This window comes from Sulfitobacter albidus (assembly GCF_018200035.1).
In the GTDB taxonomy this organism is placed as follows: Bacteria; Pseudomonadota; Alphaproteobacteria; order Rhodobacterales; family Rhodobacteraceae; genus Sulfitobacter; species Sulfitobacter albidus.
The window spans coordinates 587,378-607,478 of sequence record NZ_CP073581.1 but is presented as its reverse complement, the minus strand read 5'-3'; the positions used below and the strand labels follow the sequence as shown (position 1 = coordinate 607,478).

Below are 20,101 nucleotides of genomic sequence, written 5' to 3'. Positions count from 1 at the left end.
GCCCAGAATAGCTCGGGGAGACCACCATGCAAAACAAGTTGCTTCTGATCATTCTGGACGGCGTGCCCTGGCGCAACTGGCGCCGCCTTTTCGGCAATCTCGAAGGGTGGGTCGACAGTGGCGAGGCGCGCGTGTGGAAGATCCGTTCGGTCCTGCCCTCGATCTCCGCCTCCTGCTACGCCTCGATCCATACGGGGATGCCGCCCGCCCGGCACGGCTGCACCGGCAACGGCAACGTCTTTCACTTGGGCCAGCCCGACGTCTTTGGTCAGGTCCGCGCGGCGGGCGGGATCACCGGCGCTGTCGCCCACAGCTTCTGGTCCGAATTCTTCAACCGCGCGCCTTTCGACTACGTGCGCGATATCGAATACGATGAGCCGGAAAGCACCAGCATCAACCACGGACGCTTTCATACCATGACGGGCTACGGCCGGGATAACCAGATGACGCCCTCCGACGTCGATCTGTTCGCCACGCTGAGCAACCTGTGCCAGCGCTTCTCGCTCGATTACGGGATGCTGCACACCTGCACGCTCGACAGCATGGGCCACCGCTATTTCCACGACTGTCAGGAAATGGATCACGCCTGTTTCGTGATGGACGAAATGCTCGCTCCGTTCATCCACAAATGGCGCGCGGCGGGGTACGAGATCATCGTCACCGCCGATCACGGGCAGGACGAACGCGGCCACCACGGAGGGCGTGGGGCGCTGCAACAAGAGGCGGCGCTCTATTACTTCGGGCCCGCCGAAGGCCCGCCCGACACCACCGTGATCGACCAGCTGCAACTGGCCCCCACGATCCTCAGCCGCCTTGGCGCCGACATCCCCGACACCATGCAAGCCAAACCGTTCCTGCGCTAGTAGGGCCAGCGCCCGGCGCCCAGCGCGGCCACCCCATCGACCACACGGTCGAACAGCCCCGCCGCCTTCGCGCTCATGTGCCGCGCGCGCAGACACCCGTGCACCAGACCAGCCTCGTCAAACCACACCGCCCGCCCTCCGGCGGCGCGGATCGCGTCGCGGTAGGCTTCCCCGTCGCTGGCCAGCGGGTCGCATTCCGCCGTCACGATGACCGACGGCGGCAGCCCGCCAAAATCACTGTCGTGCAGGGGCGCATAGCGCGGATCACCCACCGGCGGCACCGCCCCGCCCGTGCGCAGCGTCTCATAGGCCACCAGATCAGCGGTCGTCAGTTCGGGGGCCTGCGCGTGGGTGACGTAGCTGCCGCGCGTACGGTCCCCGCCAAGACCGGGATAGATCAGCACCTGCCCCGCCACCTCTGCCCGCGCCGCGTGGCTCACCGCTGCCGCGAGATTGCCGCCGGCACTGTCGCCCGCCAGCACGATCGGCCCCGCATGAGCCGTCCGGATCGCCCGGAACGCCGCAAAAGCATCGGTGTAGCAGGCGGGAAACACCGCCTCGGGCGCCAGCGCATAGTCCACCGAAATCACCCGAAAGCCCGTGCGCGCGCAGATCTCGGCGCAGACGTCGTCGTGGCTGTGCAGCCCGCCCACGACGAACCCGCCCCCGTGGTAGTAGATGACGGTGGTGTCAGTGGCGCCGACCTCGTAGCGGCGGCAGGGCACCCCGCCCCAGGCCTCGTCAACGGTGACGACCCCCGGCGGGGTGCCCGCATGAAACTCCGCGCACATGGCGTCATAGGTCGCGCGCTGCTCGGCTACAGTCAGCGCGGTCGCGCCGGGCGGATAGAACGCCGCCCCACGCGCGATATAGGCGCGTACCTCGGGGTCGAGATACGCGTCATAATCTACCGGGCTCAGATCGCGTCCCACTGGTTGGCAAAATTGCCCAGCACGTCCCCCACGGCGGCCTTGTCGGCCCCGTTCATCGCGACCTGTGCGACCAACCCACGCTTTTTGTCGTCGATCACGTGATCGACCCGCGCGGCCACGCCCGCCTTCTCCAGCTCCCCGTTGTAGACGCGGGTGATGGCATGGCGGCGCAGATCGGGTTTGAAGATCTTGCCGACGGCGGTCTTGGGCAGCTCGTCCATGATGGTCATATGCTTGGGCTGCGCCGCGCGCTCCTTGACGTGTTCCGTGCAGAACGCCAGCAATTCGTCCTCGGTCACGCGCGCACCCTCGACCAGCTCGACAAAGGCGCAAGGCACCTCGCCCGCGTGCGCGTCGGGCTGACCGATGGCGCCCGCAAAGGCGACGGCCTCGTGGCCCAGCAGCGCCTCCTCGATCTCGGCGGGGTCGATGTTGTGACCGCCGCGAATGATCAGATCCTTCGCCCGACCGGTAATCCAGATATAGCCATCCGCATCCTTGCGGCCCAGATCGCCCGTGCGCAGGAACTTCTCGTCGTAGTAGAGGTCTTTGTTCTTGTCGGCCTCGGTATAGGTGTTCCCGGCAAAGACGCCGGGGTTCGACACGCAGATCTCCCCGATCTCATCCACGCCCGCATGGACGGGGCCGTTTTCCGTGCCCTTGATGATGCGCACACGGGTGTAGGGGATCTCCACCCCGATGGAGCCGATACGCTTTTCGCCGTCAATCGGGTTGAACGACACCAGCACCGTCGCCTCGGTCAGGCCGTAGCCCTCGATGATGCCGATACCGGTGGATTTCTCGAACCGCTTGAACAATTCCTGCGGCAGCGGTGCGGAGCCCGAGAACGCCGTCTTGACCGTCGACAGATCCGCATTGATCGGACGCTGCATCATGGCGGAAATCGCAGTCGGCACGGTGATGATAAACGTCACGCCCCAGCGCTCGCACAGCTTCCAGAAGTTGTCGAACACCCCTTCGCCGCGATAGCCTTGCGGCGTGGGCAGCACGATATGCGCGCCCGAATGGATGACCCCCATCAGCACCGAATGTACCGCCATCACGTGGAACAGCGGCAGCGGACACATCGCAACCTCGTTCTCGTTATACAGCATCGTGTTGCCCAGCCAGGCGTTGTAGATCATGCCCGAATACTTGTGCTGCGCGACCTTGGGCATCCCCGTGGTGCCCCCGGTGTGGAAGTAGAACGCGACGCGGTCCTCCTGCACATCCTCGAATGTCAGCGTTTTGGGCTGCTTGGCCAGTTCCGCGTTGAAATCCTTGTATGTCGCCTGGTTCTGCGTTTTCCGCTTGGGGCGGATCAGCGGCACGATAAATTTCTTGAGGCCCGTGAGATAGCGCAGCAGATCGACCTCAAGCACGGTCTTGACGTTCGGCGCGAGCTTCACCGCCTCGGCGGTTTTCTCGGCCACATCCGTCTTGGGGAAGGGTTTGAGCGTGACGACCACGGTCGCCCCCGTCTCGCGCAGGATGGCGCCGATCTGGCTGGCGTCCAGCAGCGGGTTGATCGGGTTCACGATACCGGCGATGGCCCCGCCGATCAGGCTCAGCGCGGTTTCTGTCGCGTTAGGCAGCACATAGGCCACCACATCCGTAGGACCGACGCCAAGGCTGCGGAACAGGTTGGCCGCCTGCACGGATTTGTCGTGGAATTGCTGCCAGTTCAGCGTTTCGGCCGGGTCGGTCGGGCCGGACTGCAGCTGGTACGTCATCGCGTTGTGCTTGGGGAACTTGGCCGCCGTCGCCGACAGCATCCCGTAGAGCGTCTTGTGCAGATCGCGGTCTTCCCACGCGCTTTCGCCTTCGATGCGCGCGCGGTCTTGGTGTCCGTTGAAACCCATGGTGTCTCCTCCCGAGAGGCCGCTTTTGCGCGGCTTGTTGGCTATGCGGGCATACGATGCCGTGCGGACGCGCGAAATTCAAGCGCGCCCGCCGCGTGGACGCTACGTCAGGCAACCGCGTGCCGGAACGTCACGAACGGGCCCCAGGGCCCGCAAAGGCTCAGGCCGTGGGGATGCGCAGCACCTGACCGGGATAGATCTTGTCCGGGTGGCTCAGCATCGGCTTGTTCGCCTCAAAGATTTCCTCGTAGCGCGCGCCGTTGCCCAGCGCCTTTTCCGAGATCGCCCAAAGCGTGTCGCCCGCCTCGACCGTGTGGAACACAGGCTCGCCCGCGCCGCCCTCGATCTCGTCCTCAACCTCGGCCACGCCTTCGACGTTGCCCACGGCCAGAATGACCTTCTCACGCATTTCCTGGCTTGCGGCCTTGCCTTTGACCTTCACCTTGTCACCCTCGACCGTGATGTCGAGGCCTTCGGCGTCCAGCCCCAGATCCTTCAGCTCATCGTTGAGCGCGGCGCCGGAGACTTCGGCGTCGTCATCGCCGCCAAATACCTTCTTGCCCGCCCCTTTTACGAAACTCCACAAACCCATCTGACTACTCCTTCATGATTGGCTGGGAGGAGTGTGACGATGGCGCGCGCGGACGCAAGCACCTTCTACTCGGCGGCGAGCCCGTCGGTGAACTGCAACCGCGCCAGCCGCGCGTACAGCCCGCCCTTGGCCACCAGCGCGTCATGCGTGCCCTCATCCACGATGCGCCCGGCCTCCAGCACCACGATGCGGTCGGCCTTTTTCACCGTCGCCAGACGGTGCGCGACCACCAGTGTGGTGCGATCCGCGCTCAGCTCTTCGACGGCGGCCTGCACGGCGACCTCGCTTTCGGCGTCCAGCGCGCTCGTCGCCTCGTCCAGCAGCAACACCGGCGCGTCGCGCAGGATCGCACGCGCGATGGCGATGCGCTGCTTTTGCCCGCCCGACAGCATCACCCCACGCTCGCCCAGATAGCTGTCATAGCCGTCGGGCAGCGCCGCGATGAAATCATGCGCGGCGGCCGCACGGGCGGCGGCATCAATCTCGGCATCCGTGGCATCGGGGCGGCCAAACCGGATGTTGTCGCGGGCGCTCGCGGCAAAGATCACCGGATCCTGCGGCACCAGCGCGATATGGCGGCGCAGCTCGGGGCGCGCCAGCGCCTTCAGATCCACCCCGTCAAAGGTGATCCGCCCCGTCTGCGGATCGTAGAACCGCAGGATCATCTGGATCACGGTCGTCTTGCCCGCGCCCGACGGGCCGACAAAGGCGACCGTCTCACCGGGCTTGATATCCAGCGTCATGCCATCCAGCGCCGGAATATCGGGCCGCGCGGGGTAGTTGAAGCCGACGTTTTCAAAGCGGATATGCCCCTGAACGGGCGCGGGCAGCGGGGCGGCATTGGCCGGATCGACCACCGGATCGCGCGTCTCCAGCAGATCGACCAACCGCTCGGTCGCGCCCGCTGCGCGTTGCAGCTCTGACCAGATCTCGGACAAGGCGGCCACCGCGCCCGCCACAAGGATCGCGTAGATCAGGAATTGCACCAGCATGCCCGGCGACATATCGCCCGCGCGCACGTCCCGCGCACCGATCCACAAAACGCCCACCACACCCGAAAACACCAGAAAGATCACGATCGACGTCAGGAACGCCCGCGTGCGGATCCGCCTGCGCGCCGCATCGAACGAGCTTTCGGTCATGGCCGCGAACTGCCCCCGGCTCGCCGCCTCATGGGTAAAGGCCTGCACGGTCTGCACCGCGCCAAGGCTTTCGGAGGCATTGCCCGAACTCGCCGCGATCCAATCCTGATTCTCCCGGCTCAGTACCCGCAAACGACGCCCCAGCACGAGGATCGGCACCACCACCGCAGGCACGATCAGCAGCACCAGCCCCGTCAGCTTGGCCGAGGTCAGCAGCATCAGGGCCATGCCCCCGAAGAAAATCAACACGTTGCGCAGCGCCACCGATACGGAGGAGCCGATCACCGACAGGATCAGCGTCGTATCCGTGGTGATCCGGCTCAGCACCTCGCCGGTCATCACCCGCTCGTAGAATACCGGACTCATCCCGATCACCCGGTCGAATACCGCCTTTCGGATATCGGCCACCACCCGCTCGCCCAGCCGCGTCACCAGCGCGTAGCGCAGCGCGGTCCCGATGGCGAGCAACCCGGCAATGCCCAGCGCGCCGAGGAAGTACTGATCGAGCAGCGCCATCTCGGCGGTCTCGAAATTATCCACCACCCGGCGCACGGCCATCGGCAACAGCAACGAAATCACCGCCGTCAGCACCAGCGCCGTGATCGCCGCCACCATCAGCCCGGTGTAGGGCCGCAAAAACGGCGCCAGCGCGCGCAACGCCGAAATCTGGCGCGAGCTTTCGCGGTCGGCGTCCTGTGACGGGGCAGGCGCGGGGGCGGGAGAGCGGGCCATGACGGCTCCTTTCGGCAAAACGTGCCGTTACTTGGCCCAGTGACCGCACAGGGTCAAGCGGCCCTGCCCCGGCTTTTGGTCGCATCTGTCGGAGGGGATGGAGCGGGCGACGGGAATCGAACCCGTATCATCAGCTTGGAAGGCTGAGGTCTTACCATTACACAACGCCCGCGCTGGGATTGAGGTAGGCCAAAGCCGCGCAAGGGTCAAGCCTGCGAGCGCACCTGCGCCAGCCTGCCGGGGAGTTTTCCACGCGCCCCCATGTGCCAGGCCAAAACCTGATTGCTCGACAGGCAGGGCAATCCCGTCGCCGCCTCGATCTCCGGGATGGCCGCCAGCGTGCGCAGGTTGGTGCAGCTGAGGAAAATCGCCTCCACACCGCCCTGCCGCGCCAGCTCCGTCGCCGCCGCCACGGTCGAGGCGGGATCGATGCGCGCCACATTCGCCTCTACCGGCTCGTTGAAACTGCCAAAAACCGGCGTGGCGATCCCGCCCGCGCCCAGCGCCGCGCGCAGCCGCTCCGACACGGACGCGACATAGGGCGACAGCAGCGCCAGCCGCGTGATGCCCAGCGCCGCACAGGCCGCCCGACACGCGGTCAGCGGATCGCTCACCCGCGCCGTCGCCACCCCCGCCTGCACCAGATCCGCCACCGCCTCCGCGCCGATCTGCGCCGTGGCCGAGGTGCAGCCATAGCCCACACAGGCAAAACCGCGCGCCGAGGGCAGCAGCCCCGCCGCCGACGCGATCTGCCCCCGCATCGCGCGCAGGCTCTCGGGCGTCACCTCCGCGCCCGAGGGGATGCGCGTGACAAACAGCGGCTGACCCTCAGGCAGCAGCGCGCGCATATCCGCCTCGATCGTCTCGTCCACCTGCAACACGATCAGACCCAGCGGCGCGGGCCCCGGCTCTGAGCGGATGTAGTCAAACGCGCTCACGCGGGCCCTTCGCTGAGGATGCACAGCACGCGCGAGGCGGCATCGAGGCCCAGACCCTCGCGCTGCTCCTGCGACAGCGCCATCAGCGCCGCGATCCCCGCCGCCCCCGAAGGCGAGCTTTCCAGCCCCGCCACCATCGCCAGCCCCGCGCCGGCCTGCCCCTCGGCCTCGCTCAGCAGCGCGTAGGCGTCGGCATCCTGCGCCAACCCCTTGAGCGCGATGAGCGAGGGCATCTTGCAATCGAGCCGCCCCATGTCGGACACCGGCCCGGCGCTTTCCACCGCCGCACCCGCCTTGATCGATCCCTGCAGCGCCGCCGCCGCCTCCGGCTCAACCACCACGATGCGCGGCGCGTCGCCCCAGGCCTGCCGCGCCAGCCGCGCGCAGGCACAGGCCAGCCCGCCCACACCCGCCTGTAAAAAGATATGCGTCGGCACATCGGGCACCTGCGCAATCGCCTCGGCCATCAGCACGGTGTAACCCTCCATCAGGCGGTGCGGCCGCTCGGTATAGCCGTGCCAACTGCCGTCCGACAAAAGCGCCCAGCCGTTGGCCTGCGCCGCCTCTTCCGCCGCGCGTAGGCTGTCCTCATAGGTCGCGCCCTCGCGGCGCACCTCGGCACCCTCCGCCTCCAGCCGCGCGGCAAAGCCTTCGGGCACCGTCTGCGCGATGTATACGACCGACGCCGCCCCAAACACCCGCGCACCCGCCGCCACCGACAGCCCGTGATTGCCCGCACTCGCGGTCACATAGGTGCGCCCCGACGCCTCGCCGCGTTCTTTATCCACGGCGATCACATAGGCCGCGCCCAGCGCCTTGAAGCTGCCCAGCCCCATGCGCCCGCGCTCGTCCTTGATCCAGACGTCCTGCACGCCGGCCTCGGTGGCGATGGCCACCGACGTCTCCAGCGGCGTCTGCGCGTAGGACGGGCAACGCGCCACCAGCGCCTGCGCGCGCGGCGCATCGCCCGAGGGCAGCGGAATGTCGTGCAAACCGGTCAGCGGCGCGGGGCGGGGGGTGTGTAAGATGTCCATGCGCTCACAAGGGACCGCAACCGCGCGGCCCGTCAAGACCATTCGCGCCACCCCCGCGCCCGCACGCGGCGCAATCGGACAACACCCCCGGCACCGCCCCCTGCTAACCTGCCCCCAACCACAGGAGACGCCCATGACCCTTCGCACTCGCGCCGGGGGCCGCACCGCCCGCCGCGCCCTCCGCAGCATCCCCGATGTCACCATGCTGCCCGGCATCGACAACAAGATCCCTCCCTGCGAGATCCTCACCGGCAGCCAGATCGAACGCATCGACGCGGCCTCGATGGAGATCCTAGAGAATACCGGCGTCGTCTTCCGCGACCAGATCGCCCTCGCCGACTGGCGCAAGGCAGGCGCCAAGGTGGTGGGGGAGCGTGTGTATCTCGACCGTGGCCTTGTGCGCGACCTGATCGCAACGATCCCGGCGGGCTGGACCTATCACGCGCGCAATCCGGCGCATAACATCCCCTTTGGCGGCACCCGCGCCATGTTCGTGCCGATGACCGGCGCGCCCTACCTGCGCGATCTGGACGATGTGCGCCGCAATCCCACGCTCGACGATCTGGCGATGTTTCACAAACTCTCGCACATGATGCCCGCGCTGCATTCCTCGGCCCATCACATCGTCGAACCCTACGACCACCCGATCAGCCAGCGCCACTTGCGCATCACCTATTCCTCGATGAAATACTCCGACAAGACGTTCATGGGCATGACCACCTCGCCGCGCAACGCCGAGGACGTGATCGAGATGTGCCGCATCCTCTTCGGCGCCGACTTCATGGAGAGCCACGCCGTCGTCACCGGCAATTGCAACGGCAACTCCCCGCTGGTGTGGGACGAGACGATGCTGGGTGCCATGCGCGCGTTCAGCCGCGCCAACCAGCCGGTGCTGTGCTCCCCCTTCGTGCTGGGGGGTGCCAATACGCCCGCCTCCGTCGCGGCCTCCGTCGCCCAACTCAATGCCGAGGCGCTCTCGGCGCTGGCCTATACCCAGGTCATTCGCCCAGGCGCGCCCGCGATCTACGGGCATTACCTCAGCACCGTGTCGATGAAATCCGGCGCCCCCATGGCCGGCACGCCCGAAATCTCGCTGATGAACTTCATGATCGGCCAGATGGCGCGGCATTACAGCGTGCCATGGCGCACCTCGAACACGCTGGGCGGGGCCAAGACCTTCGATGCGCAGGCGGGCTATGAAAGTGCCACGACCCTCTCGGCGGTGATGCACGCGGGCGCCAATTACATCTGGCATTCGGCGGGCTGGAACGAGGCTGGGATGCACTGCTCTGTCGCGAAATTCATCGTCGATGCAGAGCAATGCGCGATGGCGCACCGGATGGCCTGCGGCGTGAATTTCGACGATTTCGATGCCGCCCTCGCGGCGGTGCCCGATGTCGGGCCGGGTGGCCACTACCTTGGCCACCCGCATACGCAGGAGAACTTTCAAACCGCGTTCTTCATGCCGCAGATGTTCGACAACAACGCGATCGAGCAATGGGTCGCCGAAGGCTCGGTCGAGATTACGGGCCGCGCGCTCGCCCACGCCCGCACGCTGCTGTCAGAGTATCAAGAACCCACGCTCGACCCCGCAACCGACGAGGCCCTGCGCGCCTATATCGACCGGCGCGAGCGGGAAATCCCCCCGCAGACGAACTTAATCAAAGCTTCTAGCCGTCCTCACAGGGCAGCCCCGCCGCGCCCCATGCCTCGATATCCGACGCGAGGGCGGCGGCACTGCCCGGTGCAGGCTCCCGCCCGCCGCCGGGCACGAACCCCCAGTTCACGAACGCGCTCTCGCGCACGTGCTCGACCAGACCGGCCACGTCAAACCCGTCGTTGCGCTCCGGGTCGCGCATCTGCTCGCAGACCTCGACGCTCGTCTTGCCGCGCCACGCCAGCTCCACCGGCGGCAGGCGCCACGCGTCATCCACCTGTGGCGCGGCGTGGGGCACGCTGTTGGGGCCGGACGCGCCGATGTGGCAGACGCGGCAGGGGATCGTCTCCGCCCCGATCCGGCTCTCGCCCGCCTGGATGTTCATCGCGTGCAGACGCTCCGCGCCGTATCCCAGACCGGCCCAGCCGGGCCGCCCGCTTTCGCCCACGTGGCAATTGGTGCAGCGCGGGTGCGAGGCCACGGCATAGATCCGTGTCCAGGCGTCCAGCCCGTCCTCCCGCGCGACCTCCTGCGCCGCCACGGGAGAGCCGACAAGGGCCAGCGCCACCATCACCGCCCTCATACGAAATCCACCTCGTGAAAGAACGGCATCTGTCGCAGCCGCTTGCCCGTCGCCGCATAGATCGCGTTGGCCAGCGCGGGGGCGGCGGGCGGCACCGGCGGCTCGCCCACGCCGCGAATGGCGTCGCCATTCTCCAGCCCGCGCACCTCGATCACCGGGCACTGGTGCAGGCGCATCCCCTCGGCCATGTGGTAATTGCCCTGCTCGGCCCGCCCGTCGCTATAGGTAATTTCCGAGTTCATCGCGTGGCCCAGACCCCAGATCACGCCGCCCGCGACAACATTCTCAAAAGTGATCGGATCAACGACCCGGCCCACTTCGGCGGCAACCCACGCACGGGTGACGCGCAGGCCCGCGTCGGTCTGCTGCACCTCGACGACCTCTGCCGTGGGCACACCGAATGACGTGACCAAGGCGACCCCGCGCCCGGTCCCCTCGGGCAGCGCCTCGCCCCAATTGCTCATCTCGGCCACGGCCTCCAGCACCGCGCGCGCGTCCGGGTCATTGACCAGCCGCAGCCGCTCTGCCATCGGATCGGCTCCCGCCGCGACGATCAACTCATCCAGGAACCCTTCGGCAAAGAACCCCGCCGTCGACGCGCCCACCGATCGCCAGGACGACGTCGGCGCCAGCTCCGGCACCGCATAGGCGCGCACCCGTGCATGCGGCAGCGCGTAGCGCATGTTCCACGCGCCCGCCGGGATCTGCGTATCCGGCCCCGGCACCGGCGCGCCCAGCCGTTTCGACTGCGACCGCGCCGCCGAGACCGTCGCGATGTCCAGATCCAGCGCCGTCACCTGCCCGTTCGCATGGGCCCCGCGCCCGCGCGCCATGCCGATCTGACGGCTGTAATCCTGCGCAAAATCCTCTTCGCGGCTAAACGTCAGCTTGATCGGCGTGCCGGGCAGCTTGGCCGCGATATCCACGGCCACGTCGATGTTGTCGAACTCCAGCCGGTGGCCAAAGCTGCCGCCGGCGTATTGGTTGTGCAGGTGGATCTGCTCTGGCTCCATCTCCAGCTTGCCCGCGATGCGCTGCTGCACGAAACGCGGCAGCTGATGCGCGGCCCAGATATCCACGCGGTCCTGACCGACGAGGGCAATCGCGCTCAGCGGCTCCAGCGGCTGGTGCGCCACGTAGGGCGCGCGGTACTCCGCCTCGACAACGTCACCGCCCGCCAGCGCGCCCTCGATGTCGCCATCGTTGCGCCATTCCTTGTCCAGCCGTTCGTCGGTGAACGATGCCGCCACCTCGGCCCAATGATCCGCCTGCTCCGCCGGGAAGGGCGCCGCGTCCCAATCGACCTCGATCTGATCGAGCGCCTGAAACGCCCGCCACGTGTTGTCCGCCACAACCGCCACGCCGTAAGGCAGCGCCACGATCTGATCGACGCCGCGCATCTTATCCGCGCCCGCCGCGTCAAAACCCAGCATCAACGCGCCCTTGCGCGGGTTCATCCGCACGGAGGCGTGTTTCATCCCCTCGACCTTCAGATCAATGCCGTAGGTCTGCGTGCCGGTGGATTTCGCCACGATGTCGAGCCGCTTTTGATCGGTGCCGATCAGCCGCCATTCCGACGGATCGCGCAGGGTAACATCCGTGACCGGATCGAGCGTCGCCGCCGTCGCCGCCAGATCGGTGTAGAGTATCTCGGTCCCGTCCGGCAGGATCACCGCGCCGCGTTCGGTGCGCAGATTGGCCACGGGCAGGCCCGTCTCCTCACTCGCCGCGCGCTTGAGCGTTTCGCGGGCCACTGCCCCCGCGCGCCGCAGCTTGTCAAAGCTGTCGGGCACCGAGGTCGACCCGCCGGTGACTTGCGCGCCCAGCACCTTCATCACTGCACCCATCGTGTCGCGCATCGCCTCCGCCGCAAATCCTGTGTCGTTGGAGCGGAACGGCACCGCCTCGGACGCCAGCGCCGTGTTGTAATAGGCCGCCGCCGGCACGCCCACCGTGGTCGTGACCTGATCGAGATCCACGTCCAGCTCCTCGGCGATCAGCATCGCCTGCATCGACGCGGCCCCCTGCCCCAGATCCGTATGCGGCGTGACCAGCGTGATCCCGTCGGCGTTGACCTTGACCCAGGGGTTGAACACGGCATCGCCCTGCCCGGCCTCGGCCGTCAGCGGATTGTCAGGATCGCGTGCCACCAAATAGGCGCCAAAGGCGACGCCCCCGGCAATCGCGGCAGAGCCGATCAGGAAGGTGCGGCGGGCAATTGTCTTGACACGACCCATGGCTCAGACCTCCTGAAGCTTGGTGGCGGCGGTTTTCACAGCGGCGCGGATCCGCGGATAGGTGCCGCAGCGGCACAGGTTCCCGCTCATCGCCGCGTCGATCTGGTCATCCGACGGTTCCGGATTGAGATCGAGGAACGAGGCCGCCTGCATCATCTGCCCCGACTGGCAATACCCGCATTGCGCCACCTGATGTTCGACCCACGCCTGCTGCACCGCGTGCAGCGTCTCGGGTGTGCCCAGCCCCTCGATGGTGGTCACCTCCCCGTCCAGATCGGCGGCGGCCAGCTGGCACGACCGCACCGCGACCCCGTCCACATGCACCGTGCAGGCCCCGCATTGCGCGATGCCGCAGCCGTATTTCACGCCGGTGATCCCCAGCTCGTCGCGCAACACCCACAAAAGGGGCATGTCCGGCTCGACGTCGACCTCATGCTCGGTTCCGTTGACCGTCAGTTTCATCGCCCGCTCCTATTTCTTTTGCATCCGTTCGACCATCTTCAGCACCGCGCGCCGGGGCAGAAGCGGAATGACCCAATCCACCATAAAGCCAAGCGGCCCCTCGTTCACCGTGACCAGCGCCCCCCGGCGCATCGCGTCATAGCCGTGTTTGGCCACCGATTTGGCCGATTTACCACCGCCCTTCACCAACCCGGTGCCGTGCAGATCGGCGCGATCGGCAAATCCCGTCTCGACATAGCCGGGCGCCAGCAGGGTCACGGTGACACCCTTGGGCCGCAGCTCCTGATCCAATGCTTCGGAAAAGCTTTTCACAAACGCCTTTGTCGCGAAATAAATCGCCTGCAACGGCCCCGGCATGAAGCCGGCGGTGGAGCTCACGTTCAGAATCCGCCCCTTGCCCCGCGCGGCCATGCGCCCGCCGAAATGGTGGCAAAGCGTCACCAGCGCCGTGACGTTCAGGTCGATCATCGCCCGCTCATCGTCCAGATCACGATCCACATGCGCGCCCTGCCCGCCAAAGCCCGCATTGTTGATCAGGATCTCGACCTCAAGCCCCGCCGCGTCCACTTTCGCGGCCAGATCATCGGCGCCACCGGGGGCGCCCAGATCGACGGCAAAGACATGCGCGGTGATGCCATGGGCCTCGCGCAGCTCTTCGGCCAGGGCGTCCAGCTTGTCCGCACTGCGCGCTGTCAGAATGACATCGCCGCCGCGCCGGGCGTGGTATCGGGCGAATTCCGCGCCGATGCCAGACGACGCGCCGGTGATGAGAGCGAGATTGGCCATGCGAAGCCTCCTGTTCGGGGTATCCCCTCAAGCTAAGCACAGCGCCCCACAAGTCAACGGCAAGAGCGGGCCGCTTCCGTCGGGGCAGCGGACCGCGCCATGCGCGACTTTGCCCGCCGGGCGCCTAGAACTCGACGACGGCGCGGATGGATTTGCCTTCGTGCATCAGGTCGAACCCGTGGTTGATCTCATCCAGCGTCAGCTTGTGCGTGATCATCGGGTCGATCTCGATCTTGCCACCCATGTACCAATCCACGATCTTGGGCACGTCCGTCCGCCCCTTGGCGCCGCCAAAGGCGGTGCCGCGCCAGACGCGCCCCGTCACCAACTGGAAGGGCCGCGTCGAAATCTCCGCCCCCGCGGGCGCCACACCGATGATGATGCTCTCCCCCCAGCCCTTGTGCGCACATTCCAGCGCGTCGCGCATGACCTTGGTGTTGCCGGTGGCGTCAAAGGAATAATCCGCCCCGCCGCCCGTCAGCTCCACCAGATGCGCCACGATGTCGTCGATCCCCTTGGGGTTCACAAAATCGGTCATGCCAAACCGGCGGCCCATCTCTTCCTTGTCGTCGTTCAGATCGACGCCCACGATCTGATCCGCCCCGCCATCTTGAGCCCCTGAATGACGTTCAACCCGATCCCGCCCAGGCCAAACACCACGCAGCGCGCGCCGATCTCGACCTTGGCAGTGTTGATGACTGCGCCGATGCCCGTGGTCACGCCGCAGCCGATATAGCAGATCTTGTCAAACGGCGCGTCCTTGCGGACTTTGGCCAGCGCGATTTCGGGCACGACGGTGTGGTTGGCGAAGGTCGAACAGCCCATGTAGTGATAGATCGGCGTGCCATCGAGCATCGAAAACCGCGTCGTGCCATCGGGCAGCAACCCCTGCCCCTGCGTGCCGCGGATCGCCTGGCACAGGTTGGTCTTGCCACTGAGGCAGTACTCACACTCCCGACACTCGGGCGTATAAAGCGGGATCACATGGTCGCCCACTTCCAGCGTGGTCACGCCCTCACCCACTTCCAGCACGACGCCCGCGCCCTCGTGGCCAAGGATCGCGGGAAAGATCCCCTCGGGATCGTCGCCCGACCGGGTGAACTCATCGGTGTGGCACAGACCGGTGGCCTTGATCTCGACCAGCACCTCCCCGGCCTTTGGCCCCTCAAGGTTCACCTCCATGATCTCAAGCGGTTTTCCGGCTTCAACGGCAACGGCGGCACGGGTTTTCATCATGGCAAGGGTCCTCCTGTGGTTTCCCGCAGGAGGATAGATTGCACGCCCCCTTGTCAAGCCGCCTGAGGCGCCGCATCGCCCGGCTGGGGCGCCGGCAGCACCTGCGCCATAACCTCCGCCAGGGGCGTGTCACGGTGATCGGGGATCAGCGCGCGCAGGCGGGTGCCGTCCAGCCGGTGCGGATGATCCCAAAGATACCGCATCTCGACCACCTCGCGCATCAGCGGGCTGAAGGGAGCTATCGCGCGGATCAACCACCACGGAAACCGCTTGACCCGCAGGGGCGCGCCGCACCGCGCCGCGATCGCGTCGATCAGCTGCGCGCCGGTCAGGCTCAGCCCTTCGTAGTGCAGCACTTCGAACGGTGACAGCGTCGTCTCGATCTCGGCCAGCGCGACCATCGCACGGGCCATATCCGGCAGGTAGGCCCAGGCATGGACTGCGTCCAGACGCCCGGGATAGGTGATCCGGCCCTTGTGCACATCCTTGGTGATATAGCTCTCGAACCAATTGCCGGTATCGACGCCCTCGATGAAATCCCCGCCCCGCAACACGATCGTCGGCACGCCGCTGGCGGCAAACCGCTGCTCCATCGTGACGCGCAGCGCGCCCTTGCGGCTTTGCGGGGTCTGAACGGTATCCTCGCACCACGGGCCGTCCTCGGTGCCAAAGGGATAGACATTGCCGGGGATCATCACCCGCGCCCCGCAGGCCCGCGCGGCGGCGATCACATTGGCCGTGTGCACCGGCAGCACCCGCACCCAATCGGTGTAGAGCGGGTTGAGCGCGTGCACGATCACATCCGCCCCGGCACAGGCGCGGATCACCGCCGCCCCATCCATCGCATCACAGGCAACGGCGCCATTCTCGCCCTTGCGGGTCACCCGGCGCACGTCCCAGCCCCGTGCCTTGAATGCTTCTACGGCGGCGCGGCCAAAGCGCCCGTTCGCGCCCAGAATTACAACTGTCTGTGTCATCGCAGTGTCCTTTCATCTGTTGACTAAAAAGACCCTAGCCGAGAAATTTTGCGTGCAAAATTGACTGGAATCCGATATCACCATTCAAATATGGATACCAAATCTCTTCCCTGGCACCTGCTCGAATCCTTCGCGGCGATCTGCGCGCACGGATCCTTGTCTGCCGCCGCCCGCGCCTCCGGCAGCAGCCAGCCCACGCTCAGCCGTCACCTGACGCAGCTCGAACAGCACCTTGGCACGCGCCTGTTCGAGCGGGCGCAAAACCGGCTTGAACTCACGCCCGAGGGCCACGCGATCCAGCGCCAGACCCGCCAGATGGCCGATGCCGCCGCGGCGCTGAGCCTCGCGCACGCCCACGACGACGCGCTGGCGGGCACCGTGCGGCTGACGGCAAGCCAGATCGCCGCGACCTACCTGCTGCCCCCGATGATCGCGTCGCTGCACGCCCGCGCCCCACAATTGCAGATCGACATCGTCGCCACGGACCACAGCAATAACCTGCTGCGCCGCGAGGCCGATCTGGCGCTGCGCATGTACCGGCCGACCCAAGGGGACCTGATCACCCGCAAGATCGCGGAGCTGCCGCTGGGCATCTTTGCCGCCAAATCCTACGTCGCCCGGCACGGCACGCCCAAGGGCCCGGAGGACATGCACCGCCACACGCTCATCGGCTACGACCGCGACACGCGGATCATCGACGGCATGCGGGCCTTCGGCATCGAAGCCGATCGCACCCTCTTCGCCATCCGCTCCGACGACCAGGTCGTCTGCTGGGAGATGCTGCGCGCAGGCGTCGGCATCGGATTTGCCCAGGCCAGGATGGGCGAGGATGACCCCACCCTCACGCGCGTCTGGCCGGACATCGATATCGGTACGCTGCCCGTCTGGCTTACCGCGCATCAGGAACTGCGCATGAGCCCGCGGGTGCGGATGGTTTTCGACCACCTCGCCGACTGTTTCGCCGCGCTTTAGCGGCCCGCCCGAATCTCGGGCTCGGGCGTATCCTCGGGCGGCACATCGTATGTCGCCCAGACCTCGCCCCCCTCCAGCGCCGGCGGCGTGTCACAGGCGCGTTTGTGCATGGTCACCTTGGCGATGAAATTGGCCGAAATTGGCGCCGTCACGAACAGGAATGCCATGATCAGCACCTCGTGCCAGGCCCCATCGCCGAAGGCAAAACCGTAGATGATCGACGCCAGCAACAACGAGCCGACACCGACCGTGCCCACCTTTGTGGGCGCGTGCAGACGCGTCATGCCATCGTTGAACTTCAAAAGGCCAATCGCGCCCACCAGCGTAAAGATCGACCCAACGACAAGGCACACGATCACGCCCCAGGTTGCCACCAGTTCCCAATTCATTCGATGATGTCCCCCCGCAGTACGAACCGCGCGTAGGCGACCGTCGACACGAAACCCAGCATCGCGATGATCAGCGAGGCTTCGAAATAGATCCGGCTGCCCTGGCTCAGCCCCATCAGCACGATGAGGCCAATGGCGTTGACCACCATTGTATCCAGCGCGAGAATGCGGTCGCCCGTCGAGGGGCCGATGACAACGCGGATCATCGCCATGATCTGGCACAGCCCCACCACGATAAAGGCACCGCGAATGGCGTAGGTCATCAGTTCGGTCGGATCCATCATGCGAATATCTCCTTCAGCGGCGCCTCATAGCGCGCCTTGATCGTGTCCCGCTCGGCTTCCGGGTCGTCGGTATGCAGCACATGCACCAACAGGTAATGCCCGCTGGTCGACAAATCCGCCGAGACGGTGCCGGGCGTCAGCGTGATCGTGCCCGCAAGGATCGTGATCGCCTCGGGCTTGCGCAGATCCAGCGGGATGGTGATCCACGCGGGCTTGAGCTTGTCATTCGAGACCGTCAGCACGATCCACGCCACCTGCACGTTTGCCACCATGATATCCCACAGCACCATCACCGCGTAGCGCAGGAATTTCACCGTGTGGATGCCCTTGGGGCGCTCGGGCCAGAACGGCTCTGTCAGGCGCGGGATGATCGTGCCGAGGATCAGGCCAAACACGACCATCCCCGCCGTGATCTGGTTTTGCAGCAGGGTCCAGACCACCGCCAGCAGGATAGTCAGCAGCGGATGCGGGAAGAGCCAGTTGAACAGACGTGTCATCTCAATTCTCCCCTTCCGCTTTGGCCGCGTCGCCGTAGGCATCCTTGCCGCCATCGCTCAGCTTGCCGGGCGTGCCCAGCACGGTTTCCAGGTAGGCGTCCGGCGCAAACAGCTGCTGCGCCGTGGCGGTCGTATAGGCATAGATGCGGCCGGCAAACACCGTATGCACCACAATCAGCGCCAGCAGCGCGCCCACGGCCACGAAGGCCAGCGGCGCGGGTGCGCTTTGTCCCGACGCGGCAACGGGGGCGGCATCCGCCTGCGCCTTCCAGAACACGACCGATCCCGCGCGCGCGAATCCCACCACCGTGATCAGACTGCCGATCAGCACCACGGCCCAGATCCACACGGCCAGGGGATGGGTGAACCCCGCCTGCAACACCATCAGCTTGCCCAGAAAGCCCGACACCGGCGGCAGGCCCGCCATGGCAATCCCCGCAAGCATGAACATCCCCGCAATCAATGCACCGCCCGCGACCGGCGCCTCAAGGCGCAGCTTCAGGCTGTCGCGGCTGTGGCGCACCAGATCCACGATCAGGAACAGCGCCGCCGCCGCCAGCGTCGAATGGATCATGTAGTAGAGCGCCGTGGCAATCGACACGGGCGTGAACAGTCCCACCGCCGTCATCACCGTGCCCATCGATCCGACAATCGCAAAGGCCACCAGACGGTCGAGCTTTTTCGCCGCCAGCACGCCCACCGCACCCACCGCCAGCCCCAAAAGCGCCACCGGCAACAGCCAATCGGTGTGCAGCCCCGCCGTCGCCTCCAGCTCGGGCGGAAAGACCATCGTATAGACGCGGATGATCGCGTAGGCGCCCACCTTGGTCATGATCGCAAACAGCGCGGCCACCGGGCCGGGCGCTTCGGCATAGCTTGAGATCAGCCAGAAATGCAGCGGCACCACCGCCGCCTTGATCGCGAACACGAGGATCAGCAACACGGCGGCCACGCGGATGCCCACCGTGCCGTCAGCCGGGATCAACTCGGCCCGCTGCGCCAGATCCGCCATATTCAGCGTGCCGGTCTCCGCATAGATCGCGCCCAGCGCGAACAGAAACAGCGTCGATCCCAGCAGGTTGAACAGCACATATTGCACGCCCGCCCGCATCCGCTTGTTCCCGCCGCCGTGGATCAGCAAACCGTAGCTCGCGATCAGCAGCACCTCGAAGAACACGAAGAGGTTGAACAAATCCCCCGTCAGGAACGCGCCCGCGATGCCCATCAGCTGGAACTGGAACAGCGCGTGGAAATGCCGCCCGCGTTCGTCCCATCCCGACCCGATGGCATAGAGCAGCACGCACAGCGCCAGCAGCGCCATCAGCACCACCATCATCGTCGACAACCGGTCGCCCACCAGCACGATGCCAAAGGGCGCGGCCCAGTCGCCCAGCTGGTACAGCAGCACGGTGCCATCGGCGGTCTGCACCATCAGCCCCAGCGCCACGGCCAGAATGCCCAGCACGCCCGCCACATTCACGACCCTCTGGATCCCGATGTGATAGCGCGCGGCAAGGATGATGAACGGCGCCAGCAGCGCCGGAATGACGACCGGAGCGATCAGCCAATGGGTCATGTCGCATCCTCCGCCCGCCGGGCCTCTTTGGCGGGGGCGTCGTCCACGTGGTCATCGTTCGTGCCCAGATAGGCGCCCAGCGCGATCATCACGATCACCGCCGTCATGCCAAAGCTGATGACGATCGCCGTCAGCACCAGCGCCTGCGGCAGCGGATCGGTATAAACGGTCGCATCCGTCAGGATCGGCGGCGCGCCGGTGACCAACCGCCCCGAGGCGAACAGGAACACGTTGACCGCATAGGTCAGCAACGACACGCCCAGGATCACCGGAAAGGTGCGCAGACGCATCACCAGATACAGCCCCCCCGCAGTGAGAATGCCGATGGCTGAGGCCACAAGAAATTCCAT

The 20,101-nt window shown here is 66.4% G+C and carries 18 protein-coding genes, 1 tRNA gene and 2 pseudogenes; 3 read left to right on the top strand and 18 right to left on the bottom strand.

Annotated elements, in window-relative coordinates:
- Positions 1-26: 26 nt before the first annotated feature.
- On the top strand, positions 27-863 hold the full coding sequence (locus KDD17_RS02875) for an alkaline phosphatase family protein (RefSeq protein WP_212705202.1): 837 nt from the start codon (positions 27-29) through the stop codon (positions 861-863).
- Here the strand turns inward: KDD17_RS02875 and KDD17_RS02870 are convergent.
- The 7 genes from KDD17_RS02870 to KDD17_RS02840 all read right to left on the bottom strand — a co-directional run bounded on the left by KDD17_RS02870 (position 860) and on the right by KDD17_RS02840 (position 8,095).
- Positions 860-1,795 carry an alpha/beta hydrolase gene (locus tag KDD17_RS02870; protein ID WP_254796869.1) on the bottom strand — a complete coding sequence of 312 codons (936 nt, stop codon included), beginning with the start codon at positions 1,793-1,795 and terminating at the stop codon, positions 860-862. The two genes, KDD17_RS02875 and KDD17_RS02870, sit on opposite strands and share 4 nt — an antisense overlap.
- Positions 1,780-3,657, bottom strand: coding sequence for an acyl-CoA synthetase (locus KDD17_RS02865; protein WP_212705201.1), 1,878 nt, complete (start codon positions 3,655-3,657; stop codon positions 1,780-1,782). Before KDD17_RS02865 ends, KDD17_RS02870 begins: the two co-directional genes overlap by 16 nt.
- Before the next feature lie 160 nt (positions 3,658-3,817).
- A complete protein-coding gene (lysM, locus tag KDD17_RS02860) occupies positions 3,818-4,249 on the bottom strand; it encodes a peptidoglycan-binding protein LysM (protein ID WP_212705200.1) in 432 nt (143 codons plus the stop codon).
- 65 nt (positions 4,250-4,314) lie between these two features.
- Positions 4,315-6,123 (bottom strand): ABC transporter transmembrane domain-containing protein, encoded by a 1,809-nt coding sequence (locus KDD17_RS02855; RefSeq protein WP_212705199.1) that lies wholly within the window; start codon positions 6,121-6,123, stop codon positions 4,315-4,317.
- A gap of 98 nt (positions 6,124-6,221) precedes the next feature.
- Positions 6,222-6,295, bottom strand: a tRNA-Gly gene (locus KDD17_RS02850).
- 34 nt (positions 6,296-6,329) lie between these two features.
- Entirely contained in the window at positions 6,330-7,061 is a 732-nt protein-coding gene (locus tag KDD17_RS02845) for a maleate cis-trans isomerase family protein (protein ID WP_254796868.1), read from the bottom strand.
- Positions 7,058-8,095 (bottom strand): pyridoxal-phosphate dependent enzyme, encoded by a 1,038-nt coding sequence (locus KDD17_RS02840; RefSeq protein ID WP_212705198.1) that lies wholly within the window; start codon positions 8,093-8,095, stop codon positions 7,058-7,060. Before KDD17_RS02840 ends, KDD17_RS02845 begins: the two co-directional genes overlap by 4 nt.
- Between KDD17_RS02840 and KDD17_RS02835 the strand changes: the two are divergent.
- Positions 8,043-9,680 (top strand): annotated as a pseudogene (locus KDD17_RS02835) (trimethylamine methyltransferase family protein); the annotation flags it as partial. The gene KDD17_RS02840 and the pseudogene KDD17_RS02835 sit on opposite strands and share 53 nt — an antisense overlap.
- A gap of 85 nt (positions 9,681-9,765) precedes the next feature.
- On the opposite strand, the gene KDD17_RS02830 reads toward KDD17_RS02835, so the two are convergent.
- The 6 genes and pseudogenes from KDD17_RS02830 to KDD17_RS02805 all read right to left on the bottom strand — a co-directional run bounded on the left by KDD17_RS02830 (position 9,766) and on the right by KDD17_RS02805 (position 16,033).
- On the bottom strand, positions 9,766-10,335 hold the full coding sequence (locus KDD17_RS02830; protein ID WP_212705197.1) for a hypothetical protein: 570 nt from the start codon (positions 10,333-10,335) through the stop codon (positions 9,766-9,768).
- Complete coding sequence (locus KDD17_RS02825) at positions 10,332-12,572, bottom strand: xanthine dehydrogenase family protein molybdopterin-binding subunit (RefSeq protein WP_212705196.1); 2,241 nt, start codon at positions 12,570-12,572, stop codon at positions 10,332-10,334. The genes KDD17_RS02830 and KDD17_RS02825 overlap by 4 nt, the downstream gene beginning before the upstream one ends.
- A 3-nt stretch (positions 12,573-12,575) precedes the next feature.
- The gene (locus KDD17_RS02820) at positions 12,576-13,034 is read right to left on the bottom strand and encodes a (2Fe-2S)-binding protein (RefSeq protein ID WP_212705195.1); all 459 of its coding nucleotides are present in this window, start codon (positions 13,032-13,034) and stop codon (positions 12,576-12,578) included.
- 9 nt (positions 13,035-13,043) lie between these two features.
- Positions 13,044-13,820, bottom strand: coding sequence for an SDR family NAD(P)-dependent oxidoreductase (locus KDD17_RS02815; RefSeq protein ID WP_212705194.1), 777 nt, complete (start codon positions 13,818-13,820; stop codon positions 13,044-13,046).
- Between the two features lie 124 nt (positions 13,821-13,944).
- Positions 13,945-15,053, bottom strand: a pseudogene (locus KDD17_RS02810) (S-(hydroxymethyl)glutathione dehydrogenase/class III alcohol dehydrogenase).
- A gap of 56 nt (positions 15,054-15,109) precedes the next feature.
- Positions 15,110-16,033, bottom strand: a complete 924-nt coding sequence (locus KDD17_RS02805) for an NAD-dependent epimerase/dehydratase family protein (protein WP_212705193.1) — start codon at positions 16,031-16,033, stop codon at positions 15,110-15,112.
- Between the two features lie 90 nt (positions 16,034-16,123).
- On the opposite strand from KDD17_RS02805, the gene KDD17_RS02800 reads away from it, so the two are divergent.
- The gene (locus tag KDD17_RS02800; RefSeq protein ID WP_212705192.1) at positions 16,124-17,005 is read left to right on the top strand and encodes a LysR family transcriptional regulator; all 882 of its coding nucleotides are present in this window, start codon (positions 16,124-16,126) and stop codon (positions 17,003-17,005) included.
- On the opposite strand, the gene mnhG is transcribed toward KDD17_RS02800, so the two are convergent.
- The 5 genes from mnhG to KDD17_RS02775 are packed head-to-tail and all read right to left on the bottom strand — an operon-like array spanning position 17,002 to position 20,101.
- Complete coding sequence (gene mnhG, locus KDD17_RS02795; protein WP_212705191.1) at positions 17,002-17,394, bottom strand: monovalent cation/H(+) antiporter subunit G; 393 nt, start codon at positions 17,392-17,394, stop codon at positions 17,002-17,004. The two genes, KDD17_RS02800 and mnhG, sit on opposite strands and share 4 nt — an antisense overlap.
- Positions 17,391-17,657: a K+/H+ antiporter subunit F gene (locus KDD17_RS02790; RefSeq protein ID WP_254796936.1), complete on the bottom strand. Its 267-nt coding sequence runs from the start codon at positions 17,655-17,657 to the stop codon at positions 17,391-17,393. Before KDD17_RS02790 ends, mnhG begins: the two co-directional genes overlap by 4 nt.
- Positions 17,658-17,674: 17 nt before the next feature.
- Positions 17,675-18,175, bottom strand: a complete 501-nt coding sequence (locus KDD17_RS02785; RefSeq protein WP_212705189.1) for a Na+/H+ antiporter subunit E — start codon at positions 18,173-18,175, stop codon at positions 17,675-17,677.
- A gap of 1 nt (position 18,176) precedes the next feature.
- Complete coding sequence (locus KDD17_RS02780; RefSeq protein WP_212705188.1) at positions 18,177-19,751, bottom strand: monovalent cation/H+ antiporter subunit D; 1,575 nt, start codon at positions 19,749-19,751, stop codon at positions 18,177-18,179.
- On the bottom strand, positions 19,748-20,101 hold the full coding sequence (locus tag KDD17_RS02775) for a Na+/H+ antiporter subunit C (RefSeq protein ID WP_212705187.1): 354 nt from the start codon (positions 20,099-20,101) through the stop codon (positions 19,748-19,750). The genes KDD17_RS02780 and KDD17_RS02775 overlap by 4 nt, the downstream gene beginning before the upstream one ends.

What these genes read in the sequence shown, in the direction of transcription:
- KDD17_RS02875 (WP_212705202.1), top strand. Translation starts at nt 27, where the DNA reads ATGCAAAACAAGTTGCTTCTGATCATTCTGGACGGCGTGCCCTGGCGC.
- KDD17_RS02865 (WP_212705201.1), bottom strand. Translation starts at nt 3,657, where the DNA reads ATGGGTTTCAACGGACACCAAGACCGCGCGCGCATCGAAGGCGAAAGC.
- lysM (WP_212705200.1), bottom strand. Translation starts at nt 4,249, where the DNA reads ATGGGTTTGTGGAGTTTCGTAAAAGGGGCGGGCAAGAAGGTATTTGGC.
- KDD17_RS02855 (WP_212705199.1), bottom strand. Translation starts at nt 6,123, where the DNA reads ATGGCCCGCTCTCCCGCCCCCGCGCCTGCCCCGTCACAGGACGCCGAC.
- KDD17_RS02840 (WP_212705198.1), bottom strand. Translation starts at nt 8,095, where the DNA reads ATGGACATCTTACACACCCCCCGCCCCGCGCCGCTGACCGGTTTGCAC.
- KDD17_RS02830 (WP_212705197.1), bottom strand. Translation starts at nt 10,335, where the DNA reads ATGAGGGCGGTGATGGTGGCGCTGGCCCTTGTCGGCTCTCCCGTGGCG.
- KDD17_RS02825 (WP_212705196.1), bottom strand. Translation starts at nt 12,572, where the DNA reads ATGGGTCGTGTCAAGACAATTGCCCGCCGCACCTTCCTGATCGGCTCT.
- KDD17_RS02820 (WP_212705195.1), bottom strand. Translation starts at nt 13,034, where the DNA reads ATGAAACTGACGGTCAACGGAACCGAGCATGAGGTCGACGTCGAGCCG.
- KDD17_RS02815 (WP_212705194.1), bottom strand. Translation starts at nt 13,820, where the DNA reads ATGGCCAATCTCGCTCTCATCACCGGCGCGTCGTCTGGCATCGGCGCG.
- KDD17_RS02805 (WP_212705193.1), bottom strand. Translation starts at nt 16,033, where the DNA reads ATGACACAGACAGTTGTAATTCTGGGCGCGAACGGGCGCTTTGGCCGC.
- KDD17_RS02800 (WP_212705192.1), top strand. Translation starts at nt 16,124, where the DNA reads ATGGATACCAAATCTCTTCCCTGGCACCTGCTCGAATCCTTCGCGGCG.
- mnhG (WP_212705191.1), bottom strand. Translation starts at nt 17,394, where the DNA reads ATGAATTGGGAACTGGTGGCAACCTGGGGCGTGATCGTGTGCCTTGTC.
- KDD17_RS02790 (WP_254796936.1), bottom strand. Translation starts at nt 17,657, where the DNA reads ATGACCTACGCCATTCGCGGTGCCTTTATCGTGGTGGGGCTGTGCCAG.
- KDD17_RS02785 (WP_212705189.1), bottom strand. Translation starts at nt 18,175, where the DNA reads ATGACACGTCTGTTCAACTGGCTCTTCCCGCATCCGCTGCTGACTATC.
- KDD17_RS02780 (WP_212705188.1), bottom strand. Translation starts at nt 19,751, where the DNA reads ATGACCCATTGGCTGATCGCTCCGGTCGTCATTCCGGCGCTGCTGGCG.
- KDD17_RS02775 (WP_212705187.1), bottom strand. Translation starts at nt 20,101, where the DNA reads ATGGAATTTCTTGTGGCCTCAGCCATCGGCATTCTCACTGCGGGGGGG.